The sequence below is a fragment of the Dactylosporangium sp. NPDC050588 genome (assembly GCF_040654975.1).
Taxonomy (GTDB): Bacteria; Actinomycetota; Actinomycetes; order Mycobacteriales; family Micromonosporaceae; genus Dactylosporangium; species Dactylosporangium maewongense.
Genome location: NZ_JBFAJA010000007.1, coordinates 87,323 through 107,649 on the forward strand (window position 1 = coordinate 87,323; position 20,327 = coordinate 107,649).

16 protein-coding genes are annotated in these 20,327 nt (G+C 74.1%); 10 read left to right on the forward strand and 6 right to left on the reverse strand.

Annotation, left to right across the window (positions count from 1 at the left end):
• Positions 1-67 precede the first annotated feature (67 nt).
• On the reverse strand, positions 68-778 hold the full coding sequence (locus tag AB0I21_RS06420; RefSeq protein WP_360559385.1) for a haloacid dehalogenase-like hydrolase: 711 nt from the start codon (positions 776-778) through the stop codon (positions 68-70).
• A gap of 72 nt (positions 779-850) precedes the next feature.
• On the opposite strand from AB0I21_RS06420, the gene AB0I21_RS06425 reads away from it, so the two are divergent.
• Positions 851-2,059 (forward strand): helix-turn-helix transcriptional regulator, encoded by a 1,209-nt coding sequence (locus AB0I21_RS06425; protein ID WP_360559386.1) that lies wholly within the window; start codon positions 851-853, stop codon positions 2,057-2,059.
• Between the two features lie 227 nt (positions 2,060-2,286).
• Complete coding sequence (locus AB0I21_RS06430) at positions 2,287-2,604, forward strand: hypothetical protein (protein ID WP_360559387.1); 318 nt, start codon at positions 2,287-2,289, stop codon at positions 2,602-2,604.
• A 113-nt stretch (positions 2,605-2,717) separates the two neighbouring features.
• On the opposite strand, the gene AB0I21_RS06435 is transcribed toward AB0I21_RS06430, so the two are convergent.
• Both AB0I21_RS06435 and AB0I21_RS06440 read right to left on the reverse strand, forming a co-directional pair.
• Positions 2,718-3,212 carry a hypothetical protein gene (locus AB0I21_RS06435; RefSeq protein ID WP_360559388.1) on the reverse strand — a complete coding sequence of 165 codons (495 nt, stop codon included), beginning with the start codon at positions 3,210-3,212 and terminating at the stop codon, positions 2,718-2,720.
• A 118-nt stretch (positions 3,213-3,330) separates the two neighbouring features.
• Positions 3,331-4,167, reverse strand: a complete 837-nt coding sequence (locus AB0I21_RS06440) for a peptidoglycan-binding protein (RefSeq protein ID WP_360559389.1) — start codon at positions 4,165-4,167, stop codon at positions 3,331-3,333.
• 172 nt (positions 4,168-4,339) lie between these two features.
• On the opposite strand from AB0I21_RS06440, the gene AB0I21_RS06445 reads away from it, so the two are divergent.
• From AB0I21_RS06445 to AB0I21_RS06455, 3 genes are all read left to right on the forward strand, one after another.
• The gene (locus tag AB0I21_RS06445; RefSeq protein WP_360559390.1) at positions 4,340-4,963 is read left to right on the forward strand and encodes a maleylpyruvate isomerase family mycothiol-dependent enzyme; all 624 of its coding nucleotides are present in this window, start codon (positions 4,340-4,342) and stop codon (positions 4,961-4,963) included.
• A 182-nt stretch (positions 4,964-5,145) separates the two neighbouring features.
• On the forward strand, positions 5,146-5,673 hold the full coding sequence (locus AB0I21_RS06450; protein ID WP_360559391.1) for a DUF3592 domain-containing protein: 528 nt from the start codon (positions 5,146-5,148) through the stop codon (positions 5,671-5,673).
• Between the two features lie 70 nt (positions 5,674-5,743).
• Positions 5,744-6,241 (forward strand): DinB family protein, encoded by a 498-nt coding sequence (locus tag AB0I21_RS06455; protein ID WP_360559392.1) that lies wholly within the window; start codon positions 5,744-5,746, stop codon positions 6,239-6,241.
• Positions 6,242-6,501: 260 nt separating this feature from the next.
• Here AB0I21_RS06455 and AB0I21_RS06460 read toward each other — a convergent pair whose 3' ends face one another.
• Complete coding sequence (locus AB0I21_RS06460) at positions 6,502-6,954, reverse strand: IclR family transcriptional regulator C-terminal domain-containing protein (protein WP_360559393.1); 453 nt, start codon at positions 6,952-6,954, stop codon at positions 6,502-6,504.
• 41 nt (positions 6,955-6,995) lie between these two features.
• Between AB0I21_RS06460 and AB0I21_RS06465 the strand changes: the two genes are divergently transcribed.
• On the forward strand, positions 6,996-7,586 hold the full coding sequence (locus tag AB0I21_RS06465; RefSeq protein WP_360559394.1) for a nuclear transport factor 2 family protein: 591 nt from the start codon (positions 6,996-6,998) through the stop codon (positions 7,584-7,586).
• A 32-nt stretch (positions 7,587-7,618) separates the two neighbouring features.
• Here AB0I21_RS06465 and AB0I21_RS06470 read toward each other — a convergent pair whose 3' ends face one another.
• A complete protein-coding gene (locus AB0I21_RS06470; protein ID WP_360559395.1) occupies positions 7,619-9,970 on the reverse strand; it encodes an EAL domain-containing protein in 2,352 nt (783 codons plus the stop codon).
• 250 nt (positions 9,971-10,220) lie between these two features.
• Between AB0I21_RS06470 and AB0I21_RS06475 the strand changes: the two genes are divergently transcribed.
• From AB0I21_RS06475 to AB0I21_RS06490, 4 genes are all read left to right on the forward strand, one after another.
• Positions 10,221-10,568: an RICIN domain-containing protein gene (locus tag AB0I21_RS06475; RefSeq protein WP_360559396.1), complete on the forward strand. Its 348-nt coding sequence runs from the start codon at positions 10,221-10,223 to the stop codon at positions 10,566-10,568.
• Between the two features lie 188 nt (positions 10,569-10,756).
• Positions 10,757-12,163, forward strand: coding sequence for a TerD family protein (locus AB0I21_RS06480; RefSeq protein ID WP_360559397.1), 1,407 nt, complete (start codon positions 10,757-10,759; stop codon positions 12,161-12,163).
• Positions 12,164-12,189: 26 nt separating this feature from the next.
• Positions 12,190-14,793: a hypothetical protein gene (locus AB0I21_RS06485; protein WP_360559398.1), complete on the forward strand. Its 2,604-nt coding sequence runs from the start codon at positions 12,190-12,192 to the stop codon at positions 14,791-14,793.
• Between the two features lie 131 nt (positions 14,794-14,924).
• Entirely contained in the window at positions 14,925-17,570 is a 2,646-nt protein-coding gene (locus AB0I21_RS06490; RefSeq protein ID WP_360559399.1) for a BTAD domain-containing putative transcriptional regulator, read from the forward strand.
• A gap of 55 nt (positions 17,571-17,625) precedes the next feature.
• Here the strand turns inward: AB0I21_RS06490 and AB0I21_RS06495 are convergent, their stop codons facing one another.
• Complete coding sequence (locus AB0I21_RS06495; protein WP_360559400.1) at positions 17,626-20,283, reverse strand: AAA family ATPase; 2,658 nt, start codon at positions 20,281-20,283, stop codon at positions 17,626-17,628.
• Between the last annotated feature and the right edge of the window lie 44 nt (positions 20,284-20,327).

A 20,327-nucleotide genomic window follows, 5' to 3' on the forward strand; every position in this document is an offset into this window, starting at 1 on the left:
CCACATCTGGTACATCGCGCAACCGCCCGTCCGCCGATGCGCCGGAGAGTCGCACGATGAAGCGGGTTCAGGGGCTGGTCAGCCATGCGACGATGGCGTCGGTGTCGGTCAGATCGCTCCATGCGGTGACAGCACCGGTGGTTTGGAGCTGCTCGACTGACTCGCCGCCTGAGGCGACACCGACGGCGTGCGCGCCACCCAGCAGCCCGGTGCGGATGTCGTGGCTGCTGTCGCCGATCACGATGGTGTTGTCCCGGTCGAACACCGTCCCGTACGTGGCTGTCGCCCGGCGTTGCGCGATGGCGACGAGCTTGGGCCGGTCGGTGTCGTCGTCGCCGTAGGCGCCGACGTCGAGATCGACGTACCGGTCAAGGTCGAACACCTCGAGTTTGATGCGGGCGACCTGCCGCAGGTTGCCGGTCAGTACCGACTGCACGATCTGCGGCTGCGCGGCGACGGCAGTGAGTGTCGCGGTCGCTCCGGGCAGGACCCTGCCGCGGCGGGCGAGGTCGTCGCGATGGCGGTCGTACTCGACGGGTAGCTCGGCCTGGTACCGCGACAGATACGGTTCGTCGGAGTCGATGCCGTGCAGCCGTAGTGTCGCGGTGAGGATCGACGGTTCGGTCTGCCCGGTCACCTCCGCCTTGTGCATCATGCGGACGCCGGTGGCGGTGTGGAACGCGTTCGCGTAGAGCTCGCCGCCCAGCCCGCGGGTCTCGATGAGCGTGTGGTCGACGTCCCAGAGGAGCAGCCGGCGGGCGGCTCGAGGCAGGATCATCACCCGAGTCTGCCAGGCGGCGGCGTAGCCTGCGGAGTACAACCGGTCACGATGCGCACGAGGGGTGGCGGCATGGAGATCGACGAATGGGCGATCGGACAGCGCATCGCCCAGTATCGTCAGCGGCGCGGTCTCACCCAGGACGAGCTCGCCGGCCTTGCCGGCATCTCACTGTCGATGATGAAGAAGATAGAAGCGGGCACCCGGACGGTGACCCGCTTCTCGCAGCTGGTGCTGTTCGCACAGATCCTGCGGGTGTCCGACCTGAGGGAGCTGACCGGCGTGCCGTTGTCCCTGATGCCGGACGGCCGGCGCGGTCATCCGGCGGTTGACGCAGTACGCACGGCGGTTCTGCAACGCGGTCAAGGTGCCGAGCCGGTCGGATTGGCGCGAGTGCAGCGGATGGCAGCTCGGGCATGGAGTACCTGGCAGGAGCCGTCGGCCTTCCGCTATGACGCGGTCGGGCAGTACCTCACCGAAGCGATCGGTCTGGCGCAGGTCCAGGTCGATGCGGCGTCTGGCGAGGAACGACGGCAGGCGCTGGCCACTGCCAGCTCGGTGTATCAACTGGCCCGGACCTGGACCAAGCGCGTCGGCGAGTACGACCTGTCGTGGGTGGTGGCAGATCGGGCCGTCGCCTGCGCGATCGACGCAGACGATCCCGACCTTGCCGCTGCGGCGGCGTGGAACCTCGCCATGATTCTTTCGGCGCAAGGCAAGACGGCGCAGGCCCGTAGCGTGATCCGCCAAGCGATCGTCCGGCTGGCCCGGCTCGTCGATGACCAGTCGGCTCCGGCACGGCTTGCGGTCTACGGCGGCCTGCACCTGCTCGGCGCCACCGAGGCGGCCCGGGAAGACGACGCTCGGGACGCGCAGTGTCTCCTTGACGCGGCAGCGGAGATCGCGGCACGCACAGGTGAGACGAACTATCACCGGATGGCGTTCGGGCCGACCAATGTGGCGCTGCATCGCATCTTCACCGCGATCGAGCTGGGCCGCACGCGGGAAGCCGCCGAACTCGTCGAGCGCACCGACGCCCGCAACGCACCCTCCGTGGAACGACGACTCACGTTCCACATCGACGCAGCCCGCTGCTACACGCGACGCGGCAACGTCGTGGCCGCCGTCCACATGATGGGTCGGGTGCTGCGCGACTCTCGTGACGAGCTGAGGTACAACCCAACTGCTCAGGAGACGCTGCGGCACCTCAGTGCCCGCTGCACGCCGTCGATCCGAGCCGACCTCGACCCGTTGCTCGAAGCCGCCGGTCTGGCACGGTAACCCTGACGCCGCGGCGTGGGGGAGACCGGCAGTGTCCCTCCCTCGCAGTGTCTTCTTCGACCTGTCACGGCACATACGGTCACGGCTGTTGCTGTGCAACGGCCTTTACACGGGTGGCGGCGAACCTGCCTTCGGGACGTGTCACCGTCCTGCGGCAGCCCGCAATGTACTGACGTGGGAGACCAGCAGGAGCGACCACCGACAACCCTTGCGGCTGGGAGGAACGAATGGACATGCAGAGCCATCCGAATTGGTGCACGCGGTCGGCGTGTACCGCCTACGGGGTCGAGGGCGACATCAACGATGCGTTCGAGCGGTGGCACCGCTCCGAACCGCTGCTCGTGCAGACCAGCGACCCGACGACCGGACTGGTTGTGCACAAGTTCGCCGAGGCGGACGGGACCGACGAACACATCGAGTTGGCAGCGGTGGCGCTGCCGGTGACGCGGCCCTGGTATCTCGCCGAACCGCAGCAGGGTCGGACGATCGTGCTCCGTCAGGAGTTCGCCGACGTCCTTGTGCAAGCAGTAGTTCAGCTTGCGTGAACCGATTGTTGACATCGTCGAGACTCCGCTGGACGACATGTGGGAGTGCGATGCCTGACATGGCCGGATGGCGTGCCTCGGGTCGCCTGACTGTGTGGCGCCGGCGGTGAGGGTCAGCGGATCTTCGGGCAGTACTGCTGCGCGGCCTCGACGCCCTTCTCCAGCAGGGTGACGGCGTCGCCGGAGGAGGGCTTGGTGTACCACTCGTCGACCGCGTCCAGGTACTGCTCCAGGGCCGCCCGCTGGCCGGCGTCCGGCGACTTCGCGACCTCGGCGCGGGCCGCCTTGCTCAGCCGCGGGACCATCTCCTCGAGCTTCGCCTTCAGTTCGGCGGCCTTGGTCGTGTCGCCCTGGTTCGTGGCGGTGACGTACTGGCCCCACGTGCTCGTCAGGATCAGCCGCTCTGGCGCGTAGACGTCGTCGATCGCCTGGCACACCGACGCGACGGTGACGCTGGGAGCGGTGCTCGCGGCGGGTGCCGCGCTCGCGGTGCCGGTCGTGCTCGCGGCGGGCGAGGTGACGCTGGGGGTGCCCTCGCAGCCGGCGGCGAGCGTCGCGGCGGCGGCCAGGGCGAGAGCCAGGGCGGTCAGTCTCCGGCGCGTGTGCAAGGCGGGCTCCCCGTGGTTGTGGATCTCGACAGGAGGAGGATGGCACACACGCCTCGATGTGACCGCACCGAAACAACGGCCGACCCGGCGATGGGGTCGGCCGTTGTTGTCGTGACGGTTACCGTCGGGACTTCTCCCACCACGTGAACGCCACTCGATAGGCTGACGGCGTGTCGTCCGCAGCGTGGTTGGCCAGCCCGTTCTTGCCGAAGTAGTAGTCGTGGACCTGGTTGGCCGCCCCTGTGGCCAGGTCGGTGTCGGAGATCGCGACGGCGTGGATGTGGTACGGCCAATCCCCCTGCGACGGGTTGCGCAGCCAGGCGGCGAACCCGACGGTCCGGAGCGCCTGGACGGTCTGCCATCGCTGCGTGGTGCTCAGGCTGGCGACCGAGATGTCCACCGCCCCGCCTGCGTCATGTGTACCGGCCGAGCTCGGGTTCGCCGACGTGTAGGACCCCTGGCTGAGCGTGATGCTCCAGGACAGCTTGGCATCGGCCGCGGCGAGCATGTCGCGGGTCCTGGCGTTGACCCGTTCGCCACCGTACGAGCTGGTCCGCGACCCGGTGCTGATCGGCCTGGTGACCGTGTACCGGCCGCTGCCGAGCGTGGTCAGCGACGACGGCCCCGGATACCCGTTGGCGTCCAGGCCCGAGTATCCGAGTGAGCGCTGCCAGGCCGCGTACGCCGCGACGGTCGAGGTGCCGTAGTGCCCATCGACCGAGGCCGAGGCCAGGAAACCCTTCGCCGACAGGGCCCGCTCGACCTCCAGCACGCTCGCCGCCGCGCCAGGAGTCTGCCCGGTGCCGCTCTTCGGCGGGTCGACCTGCGCGGCGAGCATGACCTGCTCCATGTCGACGACCGGCAGCGCTGCGGCGGCCGGTCCGCCGAAGGGCACGACGACCCCGAGCAGCACGAACACCACCGCCCCACGGGACAGCACGGCGGAAAGGTTCATGGCGAGCTCCGATCCAGGCATCGACAGTACGTGATGAAAAGAAGCTACAGGATCATCGATGCCTATGGAAGAAACCTGCGGAGCGGCGAACCTCCGGGTGATCGTCTGGATCGTCGTTGGAAATTGATCCCGTTGACGGCTGCGAGCAGTCGCCTGTCGGTAGCATCGAGCTATGACGATCGAGGATCGCCTCACGGCACTCGAAACGCTCTGGTCGGTCTGGGCGGAACACGGGCGTGCGCTCACCGACGAGCAATGGTGCCGGCCGACCCGGCTCGGCACCTGGGATGTGCGGAGCCTGTACGCGCACGCCGGTTCATGGCCGTTCGCTTTCACAAGCCTGGTGGACCGGGTCCGGGATGCCGAACCCACGCACCCCACGGCTGCCGCGCTCCTTCGGGACTTCAACACCCCGGACGGGGTCGCCAACCGCGGGCGGGACCGGACCGCGGCCGGTGCCCGCGAAGATGCGGCCACGTACAGTACTGCGCAGATGATCGAGCAGTTCGCCGGCGCCGGACCGCGGGCGATCGCGACCGCGCGCCGGCTCGGCCCCATTGCCGTGGACTACTTCGGGTATGCGATCCTGCGCCTCGACGAAGCCGTCAGCATCGGCATCATGGAGGCGACCGTGCACCTGCTCGACCTTCAACGCGCCCTTGGCCGGCCGCCGAACGTACCTCCCGACGGCTTGGCGCATACGACGGCGCTGCTCGCCGGGATGGCGCCGCCGGTCGACTTCATCGAGGCCGCAACCGGTCGGAGCTTGGTCCAGCTGTTCCCGGTCTTGACCTGAGCGGAACGGGCTGGCACGGCGCACATTCGGTTCGTGTTCCTGGGCGCCTGTCAATGCGCGCCCGGGAACGAGTGATTCACTGCACGGCAAGCCGCCGGTGCGCGTACCCGCTCCACGGGAGGTGGACGAACGGCTCCGCCGCGGGCCAACGCTGAGCGTGATGCGGGTGTATACCTCAAGGCATGCGCTGGTTGATGGGGATCTGGGGCACGTTCCTGGCGGTCGTCATGGGGATGGTGCTGTGGCAGACGTGGGAGGACGCCCACGGCGGCGAGGCCGTTGCCACCGCGCAGCGGGTCGAGCAGCAGCCGCTCACCGTCGGCTCGGTGACCGTCGACCAGCCGCCGCGGTACGCCGCGGTGTTCGTCCTGCCTGACGGCACCCGGTGTGAGGCCACCACCAAGGTCTTCCCGGACCGCGACGACATCTCGGCCGGCGACACCGTCACCGTGCACTACTCGCGTTGGCAGCCATGCGACAACGTCCGGAGGCTCGACCAGTGGCATCCGACGCTGGCCGGGGTGCTCGCCGTGGGTATCGCCGTGCTGGTCTTCAGCGGGACGGTGTTCGCCGCGCTGATCAGCCGCGCCCGGGCCCACGGCAACGACCCGGACGCCACCTCGGAGCACGACGGCCCAGGCTTCGAGACGGGACCCGAGGACCACGGGCCGGCCGGGCTCCTGCGGAAGCTCCCGGGTTGGCGCTCGTAGGGCCGGCCGGCGCCGATGTACCCGAAACGCGGTGCCGCGAGCTGTGGCCGCTGTCGATATTGTTTGCGACGTGGCGACCGACACGTTCTCGACCGCGACCGAGCGAGATGCTCTGTGCGGCTTTCTCGACCAGGCGCGGGATGCGTTGATCCGTAAGGTCGACGGTTTGTCCGACAAGGATGCGCGGGTGGCTGCGACCGTGAGTTCGCTGTCGTTGCTGGGTCTGCTGAAGCACTCGGCTGTCTGGGAGCGCCGATGGTTTCAGATCATCTTCGCGGGTCGAGACTTTCCGGACGAGTGGCCGACGGTGGCGGACGAAGGCCAGGACGCCACGTTCGCTCTCAGCGGCGATGACACGGTGGAGAGTGTTGTGGCGTACTACCTGGAGCAGATCGCGGTGTCCCGGGAGATCGTGGCCGGCGTCGACCTCGACGCGCGATGCGCGCGGTCGGACCTGGTTGACGAGAACCTGCGTTGGGTGGCGATGCACCTGATCCAGGAGACAGCGCGGCACGCCGGCCACGCCGACATCATCCGCGAGGCCATCGACGGCAGTCGCGGACTCTAGAACCGCGGCCGACGCCGGTACGGTCTTCCGATGGTGGCGGCTCTCTGAGATCGCCGACTGCACCGGGCCTGACGTGTTCTCGCCCCGTGACCTTGCCGCACCGCTGAGCGACCTGTTTGTGAGGAGACTCCGACGGGTGCCGCACGAGCGAAGCGTGGACTTTCTCGTCGCGCCGGGGTCGATTCGAGTCCTGACCCTCGGCTGAGTCCCGGTGTGGACGAACAGGAAGAGTGCCGGAGCCGGGAGCCCAGGGCCGGGGGTCAGGTGGCGAGCTGGCGGGAGATGGCGCGGGCGACGGCCTGGACGGCTGGGATGTAGGACGACGTCGTGAAGCCCGGGCTGGGGGCGACGACCGACACCGCGGCGACGACGCCGGACGGGCCGCGGACGGGGGCGGCGACCGTGCTGATCGGCCACGGGGAACTCTGGCGGGCGTACGCGTAGCCGCCGCGGCGGATCTCGGAGAGGGCGCGGCGCAGGTCGGCGGGGGAGTGGATGTCGTCGCCGCCGTCGTCGGGCAGGAATGCGGCGATCGCGTCCTCCTGCACCTGCGGCGGGGCCTCGGCGAGCAGGACGAGCCCGACGCCGGTCGAGGTGAGGGGCAGGCGGCCGCCGATGCGGTACCGCACGGGGCTGGCGTCGCGGGCGGACAGGCGCTCCTGCACCGCGTCACCGGCGTCGTGCGCGCCGGCGCGCACCTGTCCGCGGCGCACCTGGCCGCGACGAAGGACCGCCTCGCCGGGACGGTGGTCACATGAGCGGGCCGGAGCGCGGCGGGGAAGCCGGTCAGGTGGTGCTCCTGGAGCGCCAGGCCCACGACCGCGGCTGGTGGGACCAGATGCGCGCCTGCTACTGGCCGGACTCGACGGTCGCCCTCAGCTGGTACACCGGAGACGGCCCGGGCTTCGTCGACGCCTCCCGGGCCATGGCCGCCGCCGGCAACGCCAGCGTGCACCGCCTGTCGCCGCCGGTCGTCCAGGTCGCCGGCGACGGGGCGTTCGCCGAGGTCCCCGCCGCGATCGAGGTCCGCACCGACGCCGGCGGGACGCTCGCCGACCTGGTCTCCTACACGCGGATCGTCTACCGGCTCGAACGCCGCGGCGGCCGGTGGGGGATCGTGTCGCTCGTCCCGGTGTACGAGCGGGACACGCTCACGCCCGCTGTGCCCGGTCAGCGCGTGCACGTCCCGCCGGAGGAGCTCGCGCTGTTCCGGGCGCCGTACGCCCTCCTCGCCTGGCTCCTCGCCGGCCGTGGCCACCCCGTCGGCGCCGACCTCCTCGGCGACGACCAGCCCGACCGGACCGCGGCCTTCTACGCCGACACCCTGCGCTGGCTGTCCGGCTGACCGCCGGCGGCGGCTCAGCGGTCGGCGGCGGCTCAGCGGTCGGCGGCGGCGGTGAGGGACTGCTGGCGGGCCAGCAGGGCGGACACGCTCTCGGCGGTCATCGGGCGGGCGAGGTGGTAGCCCTGGCCGACGGTGTACCCGAGCTCGCGCAGCACCGCCGCCTGCTCGGCGCTCTCGATGCCCTCGGCGACCGTGTCGAGGCCGAGGGTGTGGGCGAGCTGGACGACGGCGCGGGCGACCGCCTGGCGGGCGCTGGCGGCGGCGGGCTGGCCGTCGTCGATCTCGACGCCGTCGACGAAGGACTTGTCGAGCTTCACGATGGCTGCGGGGAACGCGCGCAGCAGGCTCAGCGACGACTCGCCCGTGCCGAAGTCGTCCAGCGCCAGGCGGATGCCCATGCGGTCGAGGTCGTACAGCGTCCGCGAAACCTGCTGCCCGCGCAGCACCGCGGACTCCGTCACCTCGAGGACGAGCCGCTCGCAGGGCAGCCCGCTGTCGGCGAGGGCGGCGGTGACGTCGGCGACGAAGTCGGGGTCGTGCAGCTGCCGCGCGGAGACGTTGGCGGCGGCCCGCAGCGGCGCGTCCGGCCCGAACTCGGCCAGCCACTTCGCCGCCTGCCGGCAGGTCTCGCGCAGCACGAACCGGCCGAGCGGGACGATCAGCCCGGTCCGCTCCGCCGCCGGGATGAACTCGGCGGGGCTGATGACGCCCCGGGTCGGGTGGTGCCAGCGGACGAGGGCCTCGACCCCGACGAGCCGGCGGTCGTCGAGGCGCAGGATCGGCTGGTACAGCACCCGCAGCTCGCCGCCGTCGAGGGCCCGCCGCAGTTCGCCGCCGAGCTGCATGTGCGCGAGGACGGGCTCGCCCATGCCGTCGACGTAGCGCACGAAGCCGGCCTTGCCGCGTTGTTTCGCGGTGTACATGGCGACGTCGGCGTCGCGCAGCACCGCGTCGACAGTGGCACCGGGTCGCACCTCGGCGATGCCGATGCTGGCCTGCACCAGCAGCCGGTGTTCGCTGATCGGCTGGTCGAGCGCGGCCAGGATCCGGGCGGCGAGGTCCTCCGGGTCGGCGCCGGGGCCGGTGAGCAGCACCGCGAACTCGTCGCCGCCGACGCGCACCGGCAGGCCGGCGGTGCCCGCCTCGGCCTGCAGCAGCTGCGCGACGGAGACCAGCAGCCGGTCGCCGACGCCGTGGCCGAGCAGGTCGTTGACGGCCTTGAAGTCGTCCAGGTCGACCAGCAGCACCCAGGCCGGGTCGGGCGAGGTCAGCGCCGTCGCGATCCGGCCGCGGAAGAGCGCCCGGTTGGCGAGGCCGCTCAGGGCGTCGTGGCTCACCTCGTACCGCAGGCGCTCCTCCTGGTCGCGCATGTCGGCGAGCAGCCGCGTGTTGTCCTGGAACGTGAGGTACTGCCGGGCCGTGACCAGCGCCGTCACCAGCACGGCGGCGATCACGACGACGCGGCCGGGCCACTCCAGCGGCGCGCCGAACGCCATCGCGACCAGCGGCAGGTCGACCGCGACCACCGCCAGGTAGGGCAGCCACTTGCCGCTGCGGGCGCTGTCGCGGCGCAGCCCCAGGTTGGCCCGCCACTGCGCCGCGACGCCCAGCGTTGCCAGCACCGGCGTCAGCGGCATCACGACCGCCTGCGCGGGCACGGCGGCGATGAGCCCAAACCGCACGGCAAGCACCGCGACGATCCCGGCGGTGACGCCGCCGCTGGCCGCGATGAGCCGGATCGCGGTCCGGTCGACGGGGCCGCCGGCGACGTAGGACACCTTCGTCGCGGCGCCGACCGCGGCCACGAACGCGAGCCCGACCAGCACCATCGCCTGCCGGCTCCACGGCTCGCGGGCCGACAGCATGGGCGCCAGCCCCGCGTACCAGAGGACCGCCGCGCAGCCGAGGAACCCGATCGTGCGGTCCAGCAGCATCCGCCACCACTCGGCGCCGCCGGTCGGCATCACCGGCACCCGGGCCACGGCCCACAACGCGGCCAGGAACCCGATCCCGACGCTCACGGCCGCGAGGACCGGCATCGTGCGCGTGTGGGCCTCGTCGGCGTGCGTGAGCATGTCGAGCGCCAGCCACGCGTACCCGATGGTGATCAACGCCATGGCGCCCCGCAGCCCGCGCCAGAACCGCCGTGCGACCGGGTCGAGGCCGCCGCCGAGCAGCATGTGGTGCACGGACGCGGTGGCCAGGACCCCACCGACCGGCACGAAGACGTAGGCGAACGCCTCGGAGTCGACCCACCCCGCCAGGAACGCGGCCCACCAGACGGTCCCGAGCAGCAGGACGACCACGGCCGCCTGCACGTACCGCCACGCGGCCACCCCCGCCACGGGACCGGCCGACGGAAGCGCCTCCCGCGTCACGGGCACGAGACTATCGTGCCGGTTACGTACCTGATCTCACCCGAACGTTCGAGGTTCACCGATTTGCGCCCCCGCCACGGTCAGCCGGTCGTCACCGTGTGGCGGTGGATCCCCGCGCGACCAGCTACACCGTCCCCGGCGGCGCCATCGCCACCCTGACGTGGCCGGCCGGCAGCACGGGCGGCGACACCCAGGCGCCGTCCGCGCCGGGCGGTCTCACCGCGTCCGGCACGACGTCCTCCACGACGAACCTGTCGTGGCAGGCCTCGACAACACCAACCAGCTGTGGCGGTTCCAGCCCACCACGGACGGCTCCTACCGGGTCGTCAGCCGCAACGCGGCCACCGCGGCGTGGGACATCACGGGCGGCCCCGGCAGCACCGGCAACGGCGCCAAGATCCAGCTGTGGACGTACGGCGGCGGCACCAACCAGCAGTGGCGGGTGGTGGCCGGCGCGAACGGCACGTACACCCTGAACCCGCGCAACAACACCGGCCAGTGCTTCGACGTCACCGACGTCTCCACCGGCGACGGCGCCCGCCTGCAGCAGTGGACCTGCTCCGGCGGCCCCGCCCAGTCCTTCCGCCTGGTCGCCCAGCCGTAACACCCCCGCCCTCACCGGGTCGGCCCGAACGTCGGGCGCCGGCTCGGCCGTTCGGTGCCTGACGATGCACGCAACGGACGGTGGTCATCGCCCTCCGTGTCGGTGGCGGCTGGCGATCGGCTGTTTTCAGCGCGCGGTGATCGCGCGTTGGCGGTGCGTGTCGGTACCGTCGCGGCGGAGGTGGCCCGATGGTGGTGGCGGCGTTGGTGCGGGGCGCGAACACGACGGTCGACGAGACGGTCGTGCAGGTGCTGGTGGCGTGGCGGACCGGATCCGACGTGGACCCGTGCGCGCTGCTGCTGGACGCGGGCGGCAAGGTGCGCTCGGACGCCGACTTCGTGTTCTACAACCAGCCGAGCGGGGCCGCCGGGGCGGTCGAGCTGAGCACCGACGGGCAGTGCACGGCCACCGTCGCGGTCGACCTCGGGCGGCTGCCGTCCGACGTGCACAAGGTGGTCATCGCCGGATCCATGGCCGCGGGCACGTTCGACACCGTGCCGGGGCTGAAGGTCACCGTCACCGGGCAGCACGGCCGCGAGCTGGCGAGCTTCCCGATCCAGGACGTCGAACGGGTCGCGGCGGTCGTCTTCGGCGAGCTGTACCGGCGCGGCGACGGCTGGAAGTTCAGGGCGGTCGGCCAGGGCTGGGACTCCGGGCTGGCCGGGCTCGCGACGGGCTACGGCGTCACCGTCGACGAGGACGACGACGGTGACGCAGGTGTACCCGACCATGCGACCGTCCTGCGTGAGTGGCGCACCAAAGCGGGCGGGGTCCTGGCCTCCTCCGGGCCGAGCGGGCCTGACTGGGACGCCCTGTGGGCGGAGCTGCGCCGGCACCGCATCCCGGAGAGCGACGGGCGGGAGGCCCTGCGACCGGCGGCGCTGCACTATCTGCACCGGGTGCTGACGTTCGCGTTCGCCGACGACCTCATCGAGCAGCACGAGATGGACGAGTTCGAGGAGGCGGTCCGGCAGCTCGGCGTCGACGACCCCGCAATCATCGAGATGCGTCGGCGGATGCAGCGCGGGCTGGAGATCGGGCTCATCAGCAACGGCGAGGTGCCAAGGGTGGAGCACGCCAGGCTCAACCTCGAGGACGGCGAGGTCCTGCACCTGGAGGAGCCGGCCGTGTATGTGCGGCAGACAGAGACCGGGTTGCGGCGCAGCACCGGCAAGATCATCGCCACCAGCGCGAAGTTCCGCTTCGTCGGCGGCGCCGGCGCCGACCTGCCCTGGTCGAGGATCATGGAGGTCCGGCCCGAGTACACCAACATCGTGATCTCGACGACCGCCAGGAAGGGCTCCGGCATCTACGAGGTCAGCGACCCCGAGTACGTGGCGGCCGTGCTCACCGGCGCGATGCGGAGGGCGAGACGCACCGCCGTCATACCGGCCCAGCGTGACTCCCGGTCGGTGCCGGCCGCGGTGCGCACGGAAGTGTGGCAGCGCGACGGCGGCGCGTGCGTGGAGTGTCAGGCCACCGAGTACCTGGAGTTCGACCACGTGATCCCGTGGAGCCGCGGCGGCGCGACCAGTGCCGGCAATCTGCAGCTGCTGTGCCGGCGCTGCAACCTCCAGAAAGGCGCCCGCATCTGAGGGACGCGCCGCCACAGGGTGTCGCCATGACCGCCGCGGAGCAGTTCGGCATCTCCCTCAAGGAAGCGGAATCGGCCTGGCGGCGGGCCGCTGCGGACACCGATGCCGCCCTGGCCGCCGGTGAGCCGGCGCCGAGTCTCGTCGACGAGATCCGGCACGGCCTGGTCGTGTCCAGCCTGCTGAGCATGGCCGAGAACGTCCCGGCGCACCTGGTGGAGCGGCTCGTCGCCGCCGGCCTGTGGTCCGCCCCGCGCGGCGTCGCCCACGCCGACCGGCTGAGCTCGCCCGAAGGGCGGGCAGGTCTGCTCAACCGTCTGCTGCCGCACCTGGACCCCGCCGAGCGTCCCGCCGTCGCCGCCCGGATCCTCGACGGCCTGGCCGGCTCGGTCGGCAGCTACCGCGCGGACCAGTACACCGCGATGGCCGCCCACCTCGCCCCGGACGAGCTGGACCGGGTGATCGCCGCCGCCCGCACCGTCGACCCGCCGGACCATCGGGCCCGGGCCCTCGCCGGCGTGGCGCCGTGCCTGCCGGAGCCGCGGCGCGCGGAGGTCGTCGCCGAGGCGTTCGCGTCCGCGCTGCTGGCGCGGTACCCGTCGCAGCGGGCCGACGCGCTGGCCGCGGTCGCGCCGCACCTGTCTCCCGCGCAGCTCGCGAGCGCCCGCGCCGCCGCCGGCGCCGTCGAGGAGGGCGAGCACCGCGTCAGCGCCCTCGCAGGCGTCGCCGCCTACCTGCCTGAGCCCGACCGCACCGCCGTGCTGAGCGGGGCCCTCGCCACCGCCGACGCGCTCGGCGACGCCGGCGCCAGGGCCAGGGCACTGAGCAGCCTCGGACCGTTCGCGCTGGACGAGGCCCTGGACGCGGCGACGGCCACCGCCTCCGCGACGGCACTCGACCGGCTGGTGCCGCACCTTCGCGAGGACCAGGTCGAGGTCGCCTTCGCCGCCACCCTCGCGCTCGACTGGACCGACCGTGCGTTCGTGCTCCGCAGGCTGGCGCCGCGCCTGTCGCCCGGGCAGCTCGACCGGGCGCTCGCCGCGGCCGGCGACATCACCTCGCCGAGGTCGCGATTCGACCTGTACTGCACGCTCGCGCCGAGCCTGCCGCCGCAGCGGGTGGCCCGGCTCCTGGAGGCCGCCGGCGAGCTGCGCGGCGACCACGACCGCCGCGACGCGTGGAGCGGGCTCGCGCCCTACGCGCCGGAGCCGGCCGGCCGCGACGCCCTGACCCGCGCCCTCGCGGTGACGACCGCCATCCACAGCCGGATCCACCACGCGCACGCGGTGGCGGCGCTCGCCCCGTACCTGCCCGAGGAGCGGCGGTCGGCGGCCGTCCGGCGGCTGCTGGGCGGCGACGCTTCCGGCGACCGGTTCCGCGCCGCGGCCGCCGCTACCCTCGCCGCCGCCTTCGCCGAGCCCGGGACCTGGGCCGACGCGCTCGTCGCGCTCATCCCGCACCTGCCGCCCGACCTGCGGGCCGGCACCGCCGCCGATGCGCTGCGCGAAGGCCGCCACCGGCCGGACGTGATGATCCGGCTCCTGCCGCACCTGGCCGCGGACCTGCGCCCCGCCGCGGTGGGCAAGGCGCTCGCACGGGCGCTGCACGCGGCACAGGAGGAGTACGGCAGCGCCGAGTCCCTGCTCCTGCTCGCCCCGCACCTGACCGCCGGGCAGCTGCGCAGTACCGTCGACGCCGCCGCCGCGATCAGGACCGAGCGCGTCCGGACCGAGGTCCTCGCGGGTCTCGCCCCGCACCTGCCCGGCGAGCTGCTCCTCGCCACCGCCGCCACGGCCGGCCGGGTCCGGTCCGCGTCGCTGCGGGCGAATGCCCTGACCGCGTTGGCGCCGCACCTGCCCGCCGGGGCACGCGCCGCCGCGCTGGAGCAGGCTCTCGCCGCCGCCCGGGGCGACCGCTCCGAGGTCGACCTGCTGGCCGGTATCGCCGCCCACCTGCCACCCGGGCAGCGGCCGGCCGTCGCGGCCAGGGCCACGGAGCTGGCCCTCGCCCTCGCCGCCCCCGACAGCCGCGCGAAGGCCCTGGCCAAGGCCGTCCGGCACCTGCCGCCCGATCAGCGGGAGGCGACGATCGCCGCCGTACTGTCCGAGGACGGCCCACGGCCCCCGTCGGTGCTGCTGGCCGCCCTGGCCCCGTACCTGCCCGCCGAACTGCAGCGGCAGGCGGTCGCCGCGGTCGCCGCGATCCGCCATCCGGAGACCCGGGCACAACGGTTCGTCGAGCTGGTGCGGCGGCTGCCGGACGAGCTGCTGCCCGACGCCGCGGCGGCCGCCGGCGCCGATCCGAGCCGGTTCTGGCGCGCCGAGCTCCTGGCCCGGCTCGCCGATCGGCTCACCCCGGAGCTGCTGGCCGCCGCCCTGCCGGCCGTGGGCCGCGGGCACTTCCCCGCGCGGGCGTTCGCCGAGCGGGCGCAGGCGCTCGTCGACGCCGACCCGTCGCCGGAGCGCGTCCGGCTCGCGGTCGAGGTGCTGCGCCGCGCGCTGCCGGAGCACCGCACCTACGGCTCGCTCGCCGCGGTCGGCGCGCTCGCCGGCACCATCGTCCGGGTGGGCGGGCCCGGCGCCGCGCAGGGGGTGCTCGACGCGATCGACGAGGTGCAGGCGCGGTGGCCGTAGCCGAGCCCGCTTAGCGCATCGGCGCCGCCGGCGCAGGCGGACTTGCGACAGACCGCCGCCGCAACCGCGGGGCGGTGCTGGTCGTCTGACCCGACGTCCGTGTAAACGATCATTCGGGTAGGTGTACGGCCATGGCAGATCCGCGGTTCGGGGTCCTGGGACGGCTGGAGGTGACGATCGCCGGCGACCAGGTGGACCTCGGCGGCCTGCGCCCGCGGATGCTGCTCGCGTTGCTGCTCAGCACCGGTGGGCAGGAGGTGCCGTTCCACCGGATCGTGGAGGTGCTGTGGGGCGCCGAGCCGCCCGCGACCGCGCTCGGCACCGTCCACAGCCACCTCGCCCGGCTCCGGCGCGCGCTCGAACCCGACCGGCCGCCCAGGTCGCCGTCGCGGGTCCTGGTGCGGGTCGGCGGCGGCTACGCGGTGCGTCCCGCACCCGGCTCGTTCGACGCCGACATGTTCGGCGCGCTCGCCGCCGAGGGGCAGGACCTCATCGCGAACGGGCAGCTCGAGCCGGGTCGGGTCGCGCTGGACCAGGCCCTCGGGCTGTGGCGCGGCGGCGCGTACGCCGACTTCCCCGACGCCTCGTTCGCCCTGGTCGCCGGGCGCCGCCTCGAAGAGGTGCGGGTCCAGGCCCGGATCGGCCGGGTGACCGCCGACGTGGGTCTCGGGCGGCACGAGGCGGTGATCCCCGAGCTGTCCGGGCTGGCCCGCGAGCACCCCGGCCGGGAGCAGCTCTGGCAGCTGCTGGCGGTCGCGTTGTACCGGTCGGGCCGCCAGGTCGACGCCCTCGACGTGCTGCGGGAGGCCCGCGAGACGCTCGCCGGCCGGTTCGGCGTCGACGCCGGGCCGGGGCTGCGCGGTCTGGAGACAGCGATCCTGCGGCACGAGCCGCTGGCCACCGGCGGTCCGGTCATCGAGGTCACCTCCGACGTACCGCCGCAGGAAACGGACTTCGTGGGGCGCGCCGCGGATCTGGTGGCCGTCGCCGACCTGCTGCGGTCGGCGCGGGTCGTCACCGTGACCGGCCCGCCGGGGGTCGGCAAGAGCCGGCTGGTGCTGGAGTACGGGCAGCGGCATGCCGACCTGACCGGGATCCCCACCGTGTGGTGGCCGGAGGAGCCCGGCCCGGCGACCCGGCTGCTCGTGGTCGACGGCGCCGCCGGCCCGCGGGACGTCGTCGCCGCCCTGGAACGCGCCGCTTCTCCCGGGCTGCGGGTGCTCCTCGCCGCCCGGGAGCCGCTCGGCGTGCCCGGCGAGGCGCTGCTGGAGCTGGCGCCGCTGCCGGTCGGCGAGGCGGTCGACCTGTTCCTCACGCGGATGCCGGGAGGTGCCGCGCGGGCGCCGGGCACCGCGGACCGCCGGCTCGCCGCCGCGGTCTGCGCGGCGGTCGGGTGCCTGCCGGCGGCGGTCGAGCGGGCCGCGACGCTGTCCCGGGCGCTGCCGCTGGCCGTGCTCGCCGCGCACCTGCGGGAGGACCCCACCGCGCTGCTGGGGCCCGCCACCGACCCGCTCGGCGGGGCGCTCACACCGGTGGACGCGACGCTGCTCGGGCAGCTCTCGGTGTTCGAGGGCGGGTTCGACCTCGACGCGATGGACGCCGTCGCACCGGGCCGGCGCGGCCGGCTGCCGGGGCTCGTCGACCGTTCACTGATCCAGGTCCACCGCGACGGCGGGACCGTGCACCGCTACCGCATGGGCCGGCCGCTGCGCCAGTACGCCAGACACCTCCTCGACGAGGACGAAGGCGCCCGCGCCGTCCGCCGGCACCGGGAGTGGGCGCGGCGCATGGCCGCCGAGGCCGCGACCGGGCTGCGGACCGCCGCCGCCGACGACTGGCTGCGCCGCCTGCACGCCGAGCGCCGCAACGTGCGGGCCGCGCTGCGGAGCGCGCTCGCCGACGGGGACGGCGCCGCGGCCGTCGACATCGCCGGCGGGGTCGCCTGGTACTGGTTCCACGACGCCGCCACCGCGGAAGGCACCGCCTGGCTGCGGGCCGCGCTCGCCGCGGGCGGGCAGGACAGGTCGGCGACCGGCCAGTCGGCGCGCAGCCGGGCACTGCTCGGCCTGTCGGCGCTGCGGTCGATCGCCGGTGACGTGCCCGACGCCGTCGCCCAGGCGCACGAGGCGGTGTGGGACGCCGAACGCGCCGGCCACGACTACCTGCGCGCCGACGCGCTGTGCTGCCTGTCGTTCGTGGCGGCGGCGTCCGGCGACGCGACCTTCGCCGGCGAGGCCGCCACCCGGGCGCACCGGGCCGCGGAGCGGGTCGGCTGGCCGGACCTGCTCGCGCAGGGCCGGATGGTGTCCGGGCACGCCCGGTACCTGTCCGGCGACCTCACCGGCGCGGCGGAGCTGCTCACCGAGGCCCGCCACGCCGCCCGCGACTGCGGCTACGGCTGGGTGGTGACCGTGGCCAGCTGGCTCGGCGTCGAGGTCGCCCTCGACCAGGCCCGCTACGACGACGCCCGGCACGCCGCGCTGCGGCTCACCAGCCGCCTCGACGACGCACCGACGGTGAGCTCGTGGCTCGTGACGTCGCTGTCGCTGGCCCGCGCACTGACCCTCACCGGCGACGGCGAGGCGGGCGCACTGCTGTGGGGCGCGGTCACCGGCATCGGCCGGCGCGTCGGCCTCACCGCCCAGGCCATCGGCCGCGCCAACGCCCACCGCAACCGCCACGGCGCCCCGGCCCCCCGCCACGCCGACGCCTACGTCCGCGGCCTGGACATGTCCCGCACCGAGGCCGGCGCCCTCATCGCCACCCTCACCCCATGACAGCCCGGCGCCGGGCCCCGGCAGGTGCGGGCCCGCAGCGCGGCGGGCTCCTCGGTCACGGGCGCCTGCCGGGGCTGTGGTGAGCGGGCCAGCGGGCGACGAACTCGGTCCGGTTGGTGCACTGGGTCTTGGCGAGGATGCTGCGCACGTGTGACTCGATGGTGCGCTCCGACAGCACGAGCCGGGCGGCGATCTGCCGGTTCGTGAGTGCCTCGGCGAGCAGGCCGGCGATCTCCCGCTCGCGGGCCGTCAGCGGATCGGCGCTCGTGGAGGACCCGGCGGCCGCGGCCGGGCCGGGCATGCCCAGGCGGGCGGCGAGGTCCGCCGCGTCCCGGGCGAGACCCGCCGCCTCCGGGCCGGCGGGCAGCACCCGGGCGAGAGCCAGGCCGGTGAGCGCGAGGTCGGCGCGGGCGCCGATCGCCCGGTTGCGGGTCAGCGCCTCGCGCAGCAGCTCGACCGCGCCGGCGGTGTCGCCGGTCACCGCCGCCAGCTGGCCGAGGAAGCGGCTGACCGTGCCGTGGAAGAAGACCGTCGCCGTGCCCAGCGCGCCCGGGAACGGACGGAACGGCAGCAGCTGGCGGTGGACGATCGCGGCGGCCCCGGCATCGGCGAAGTGCTCGATCAGGCCGGTCAGCTGGGTCAGGACGGCGGGCCAGGCCGGGTGATCGGCGGGCAGCGGCAGCTGGGCGCGCAGCCGGTCGTACACCTCCCGGGCGTCGGTGAGGGCGCCGGTCAGCAGCGCCACGTTGGCGCGCTGGACGTCGATGAGCGGGTCGAGGGGCGCGGCCGCGAACGCCGCGTCGAGCCCTTCCGGCAGCGCCGCCGGGTCGCCGCGGAGCACGGCGACGTGCGCGCCGTGGGCGAAGTGCATCACGGTGGCGCTCGGGTCGCCGGACGCGAGCGCGATCGCCGTCGCGTGGCGGCTGTGCGCGACCGCGTCGTCGAACCGGCCGGCGAGCGTCGCCCGGCTGGCCAGCATCCGGTTGTGGTGCCACTGCAGCACGGGCAGCGGCGAGCGGCCCGCCAGGTCCTCGATCGCCGCTGCGGCGGACTCGACGACGTCGAGCCGGCCGGTGAGGTATCCGCACTGCATCCGCCACTCGTGGCCGATGAGCGCCGCCAGGGGCTGCCCGAGCGCCTCGGCCCGGTCGGCGACGAGGTCACCGAGGCGGAGCCGCTCCGGGGTGTCGGCCGGGTCGACGAGGGTCATCTCGCGGGCCCGGGCGGCCTCGATCTCCGCGTGCGGGTCGCCGCACGCCGACGCGAGCGCGAGCGACTCCCGCGCGGGCGCCGCGGCCCGGCCCACCTGTCCGGCGTCCGCGGTCATCACGGCCAGCTGCGCCAGCACCCGGGCCCGCAGGCCGTCGCCGAGGTCCGGGTACGCGAGGGCCCGCTGGCACAGCCGCGTGACGACGCTGCCCGCGTGCGCGTACGTCACCCCCTGCAGCACCAGGGCGGCGGCCGCGACGAGGTCCCCTCGGCCCGCTTCCGCCGCCGACCCGGCCGCGTCCACGCAGTGGTCCAGGCACCGGTCGTAGCGCCCGGCGAGGTACTCCGCCTGCGCCAGTTCGACGAGCAGCTCGGCCCGCTCCGCCGGCGGAAGGTCCACAGTGGACGCGGCGGACAGGTGGGCGGCCGCGTCGTCGTACGCGTGCGCGGCCCGGGCCTGCGCCGCCGCCCGCCGCGACCAGGCCGCCGCCGCACCGGGCACCCCGGCCTGCCGCCACAGCGCCGCGATCCGGGCGGCCGGCACCGCGCCCCGCCAACCCGCCGCGGCAGGCGACCCCGAGGCCGACTCGAGCGCGACGGCTGCCGACCGGGCCAGCTCCCGCAGCGCGGGCGGCTCCAGGCCGGCGACGATCGTGTCGCGGACGAGCGCGTGCGCGAACCGGTACCGGTGCTCCGGCGCGACGACCAGCAGTCCGGCGTGGCGTGCGGCGGTGAGGGACCCGTCCACCGGCGTGCCGGCGACGACCGCGAGCAGGGAGTCGTCGACCTCCTCGCCCAGCACGGCCGCCGCCTCAACGGCGGCCCGCTCCTGCGGGCTCAGCGCGGCCAGCAATGTCCGCACGACGGCGGGCAGGTCGCCCGGCCCGGACCGGGCCCCGACGGCCGCCACCAGCAGCGGCAACCCGCCGGTCCGGGCCAGCACGGCCGGCGCCGACGCGGCGTCGACGAGTCTCGCCACCTCGTCGAGGGTGAAGGGTGACAGCGGCACCCGCACCGCACCGTACCGGGCGAGATCCGCCAGCCGCAGCGCCACCGCGTCGGGTGCGGGCGACCGGACCGTGCCGACGACCGTGACACCCGCACCCGCCGCGCCCTGCGCCACGTGCCGCAGCAGGTCCAGCGACGCCACGTCGGCCCAGTGCAGGTCCTCCAGGAGGATGAGGGGTGCGCCACCCGCGAGGACCGCGTCGCTCAGCTGGGCGAGCGCCGCGAACCGGGCCGAGGCCGCGGCGGTGGGCTCGAAGGGCGCCTGAAGGTCGGGGCTGACGGCGCCGGGCAGGACCGCCCGCCACGGCCACAGCGGCGGCGCCGGCTCGGCGGGGCAGTAGCCGCGCACCGCGGTCGCGCCGGCCTGCCGCAGCGCCCGGTCGACCAGCGTCGTCTTGCCGATGCCGGCCGGGCCGTCGACGAGCACGACACCGCCCGCCTCGAAGGCGCCGGTGAGCGCGGCGAGCTCCCGGTCCCGGCCGACGAACGTGGACACCGGCACAGTATCGCGGTTCAGTGGCGGGTTCAGTGACGGTACGG

Excerpts from the sequence above, each read along its gene's own strand:
- AB0I21_RS06430 (WP_360559387.1), top strand. The coding sequence starts at position 2,287 with ATGGACATGCAGAGCCATCCGAATTGGTGCACGCGGTCGGCGTGTACC.
- AB0I21_RS06440 (WP_360559389.1), bottom strand. The coding sequence starts at position 4,167 with ATGAACCTTTCCGCCGTGCTGTCCCGTGGGGCGGTGGTGTTCGTGCTG.
- AB0I21_RS06490 (WP_360559399.1), top strand. The coding sequence starts at position 14,925 with ATGGCAGATCCGCGGTTCGGGGTCCTGGGACGGCTGGAGGTGACGATC.
- AB0I21_RS06485 (WP_360559398.1), top strand. The coding sequence starts at position 12,190 with ATGACCGCCGCGGAGCAGTTCGGCATCTCCCTCAAGGAAGCGGAATCG.
- AB0I21_RS06445 (WP_360559390.1), top strand. The coding sequence starts at position 4,340 with ATGACGATCGAGGATCGCCTCACGGCACTCGAAACGCTCTGGTCGGTC.
- AB0I21_RS06480 (WP_360559397.1), top strand. The coding sequence starts at position 10,757 with ATGGTGGTGGCGGCGTTGGTGCGGGGCGCGAACACGACGGTCGACGAG.
- AB0I21_RS06420 (WP_360559385.1), bottom strand. The coding sequence starts at position 778 with ATGATCCTGCCTCGAGCCGCCCGCCGGCTGCTCCTCTGGGACGTCGAC.
- AB0I21_RS06425 (WP_360559386.1), top strand. The coding sequence starts at position 851 with ATGGAGATCGACGAATGGGCGATCGGACAGCGCATCGCCCAGTATCGT.
- AB0I21_RS06465 (WP_360559394.1), top strand. The coding sequence starts at position 6,996 with ATGAGCGGGCCGGAGCGCGGCGGGGAAGCCGGTCAGGTGGTGCTCCTG.
- AB0I21_RS06450 (WP_360559391.1), top strand. The coding sequence starts at position 5,146 with ATGCGCTGGTTGATGGGGATCTGGGGCACGTTCCTGGCGGTCGTCATG.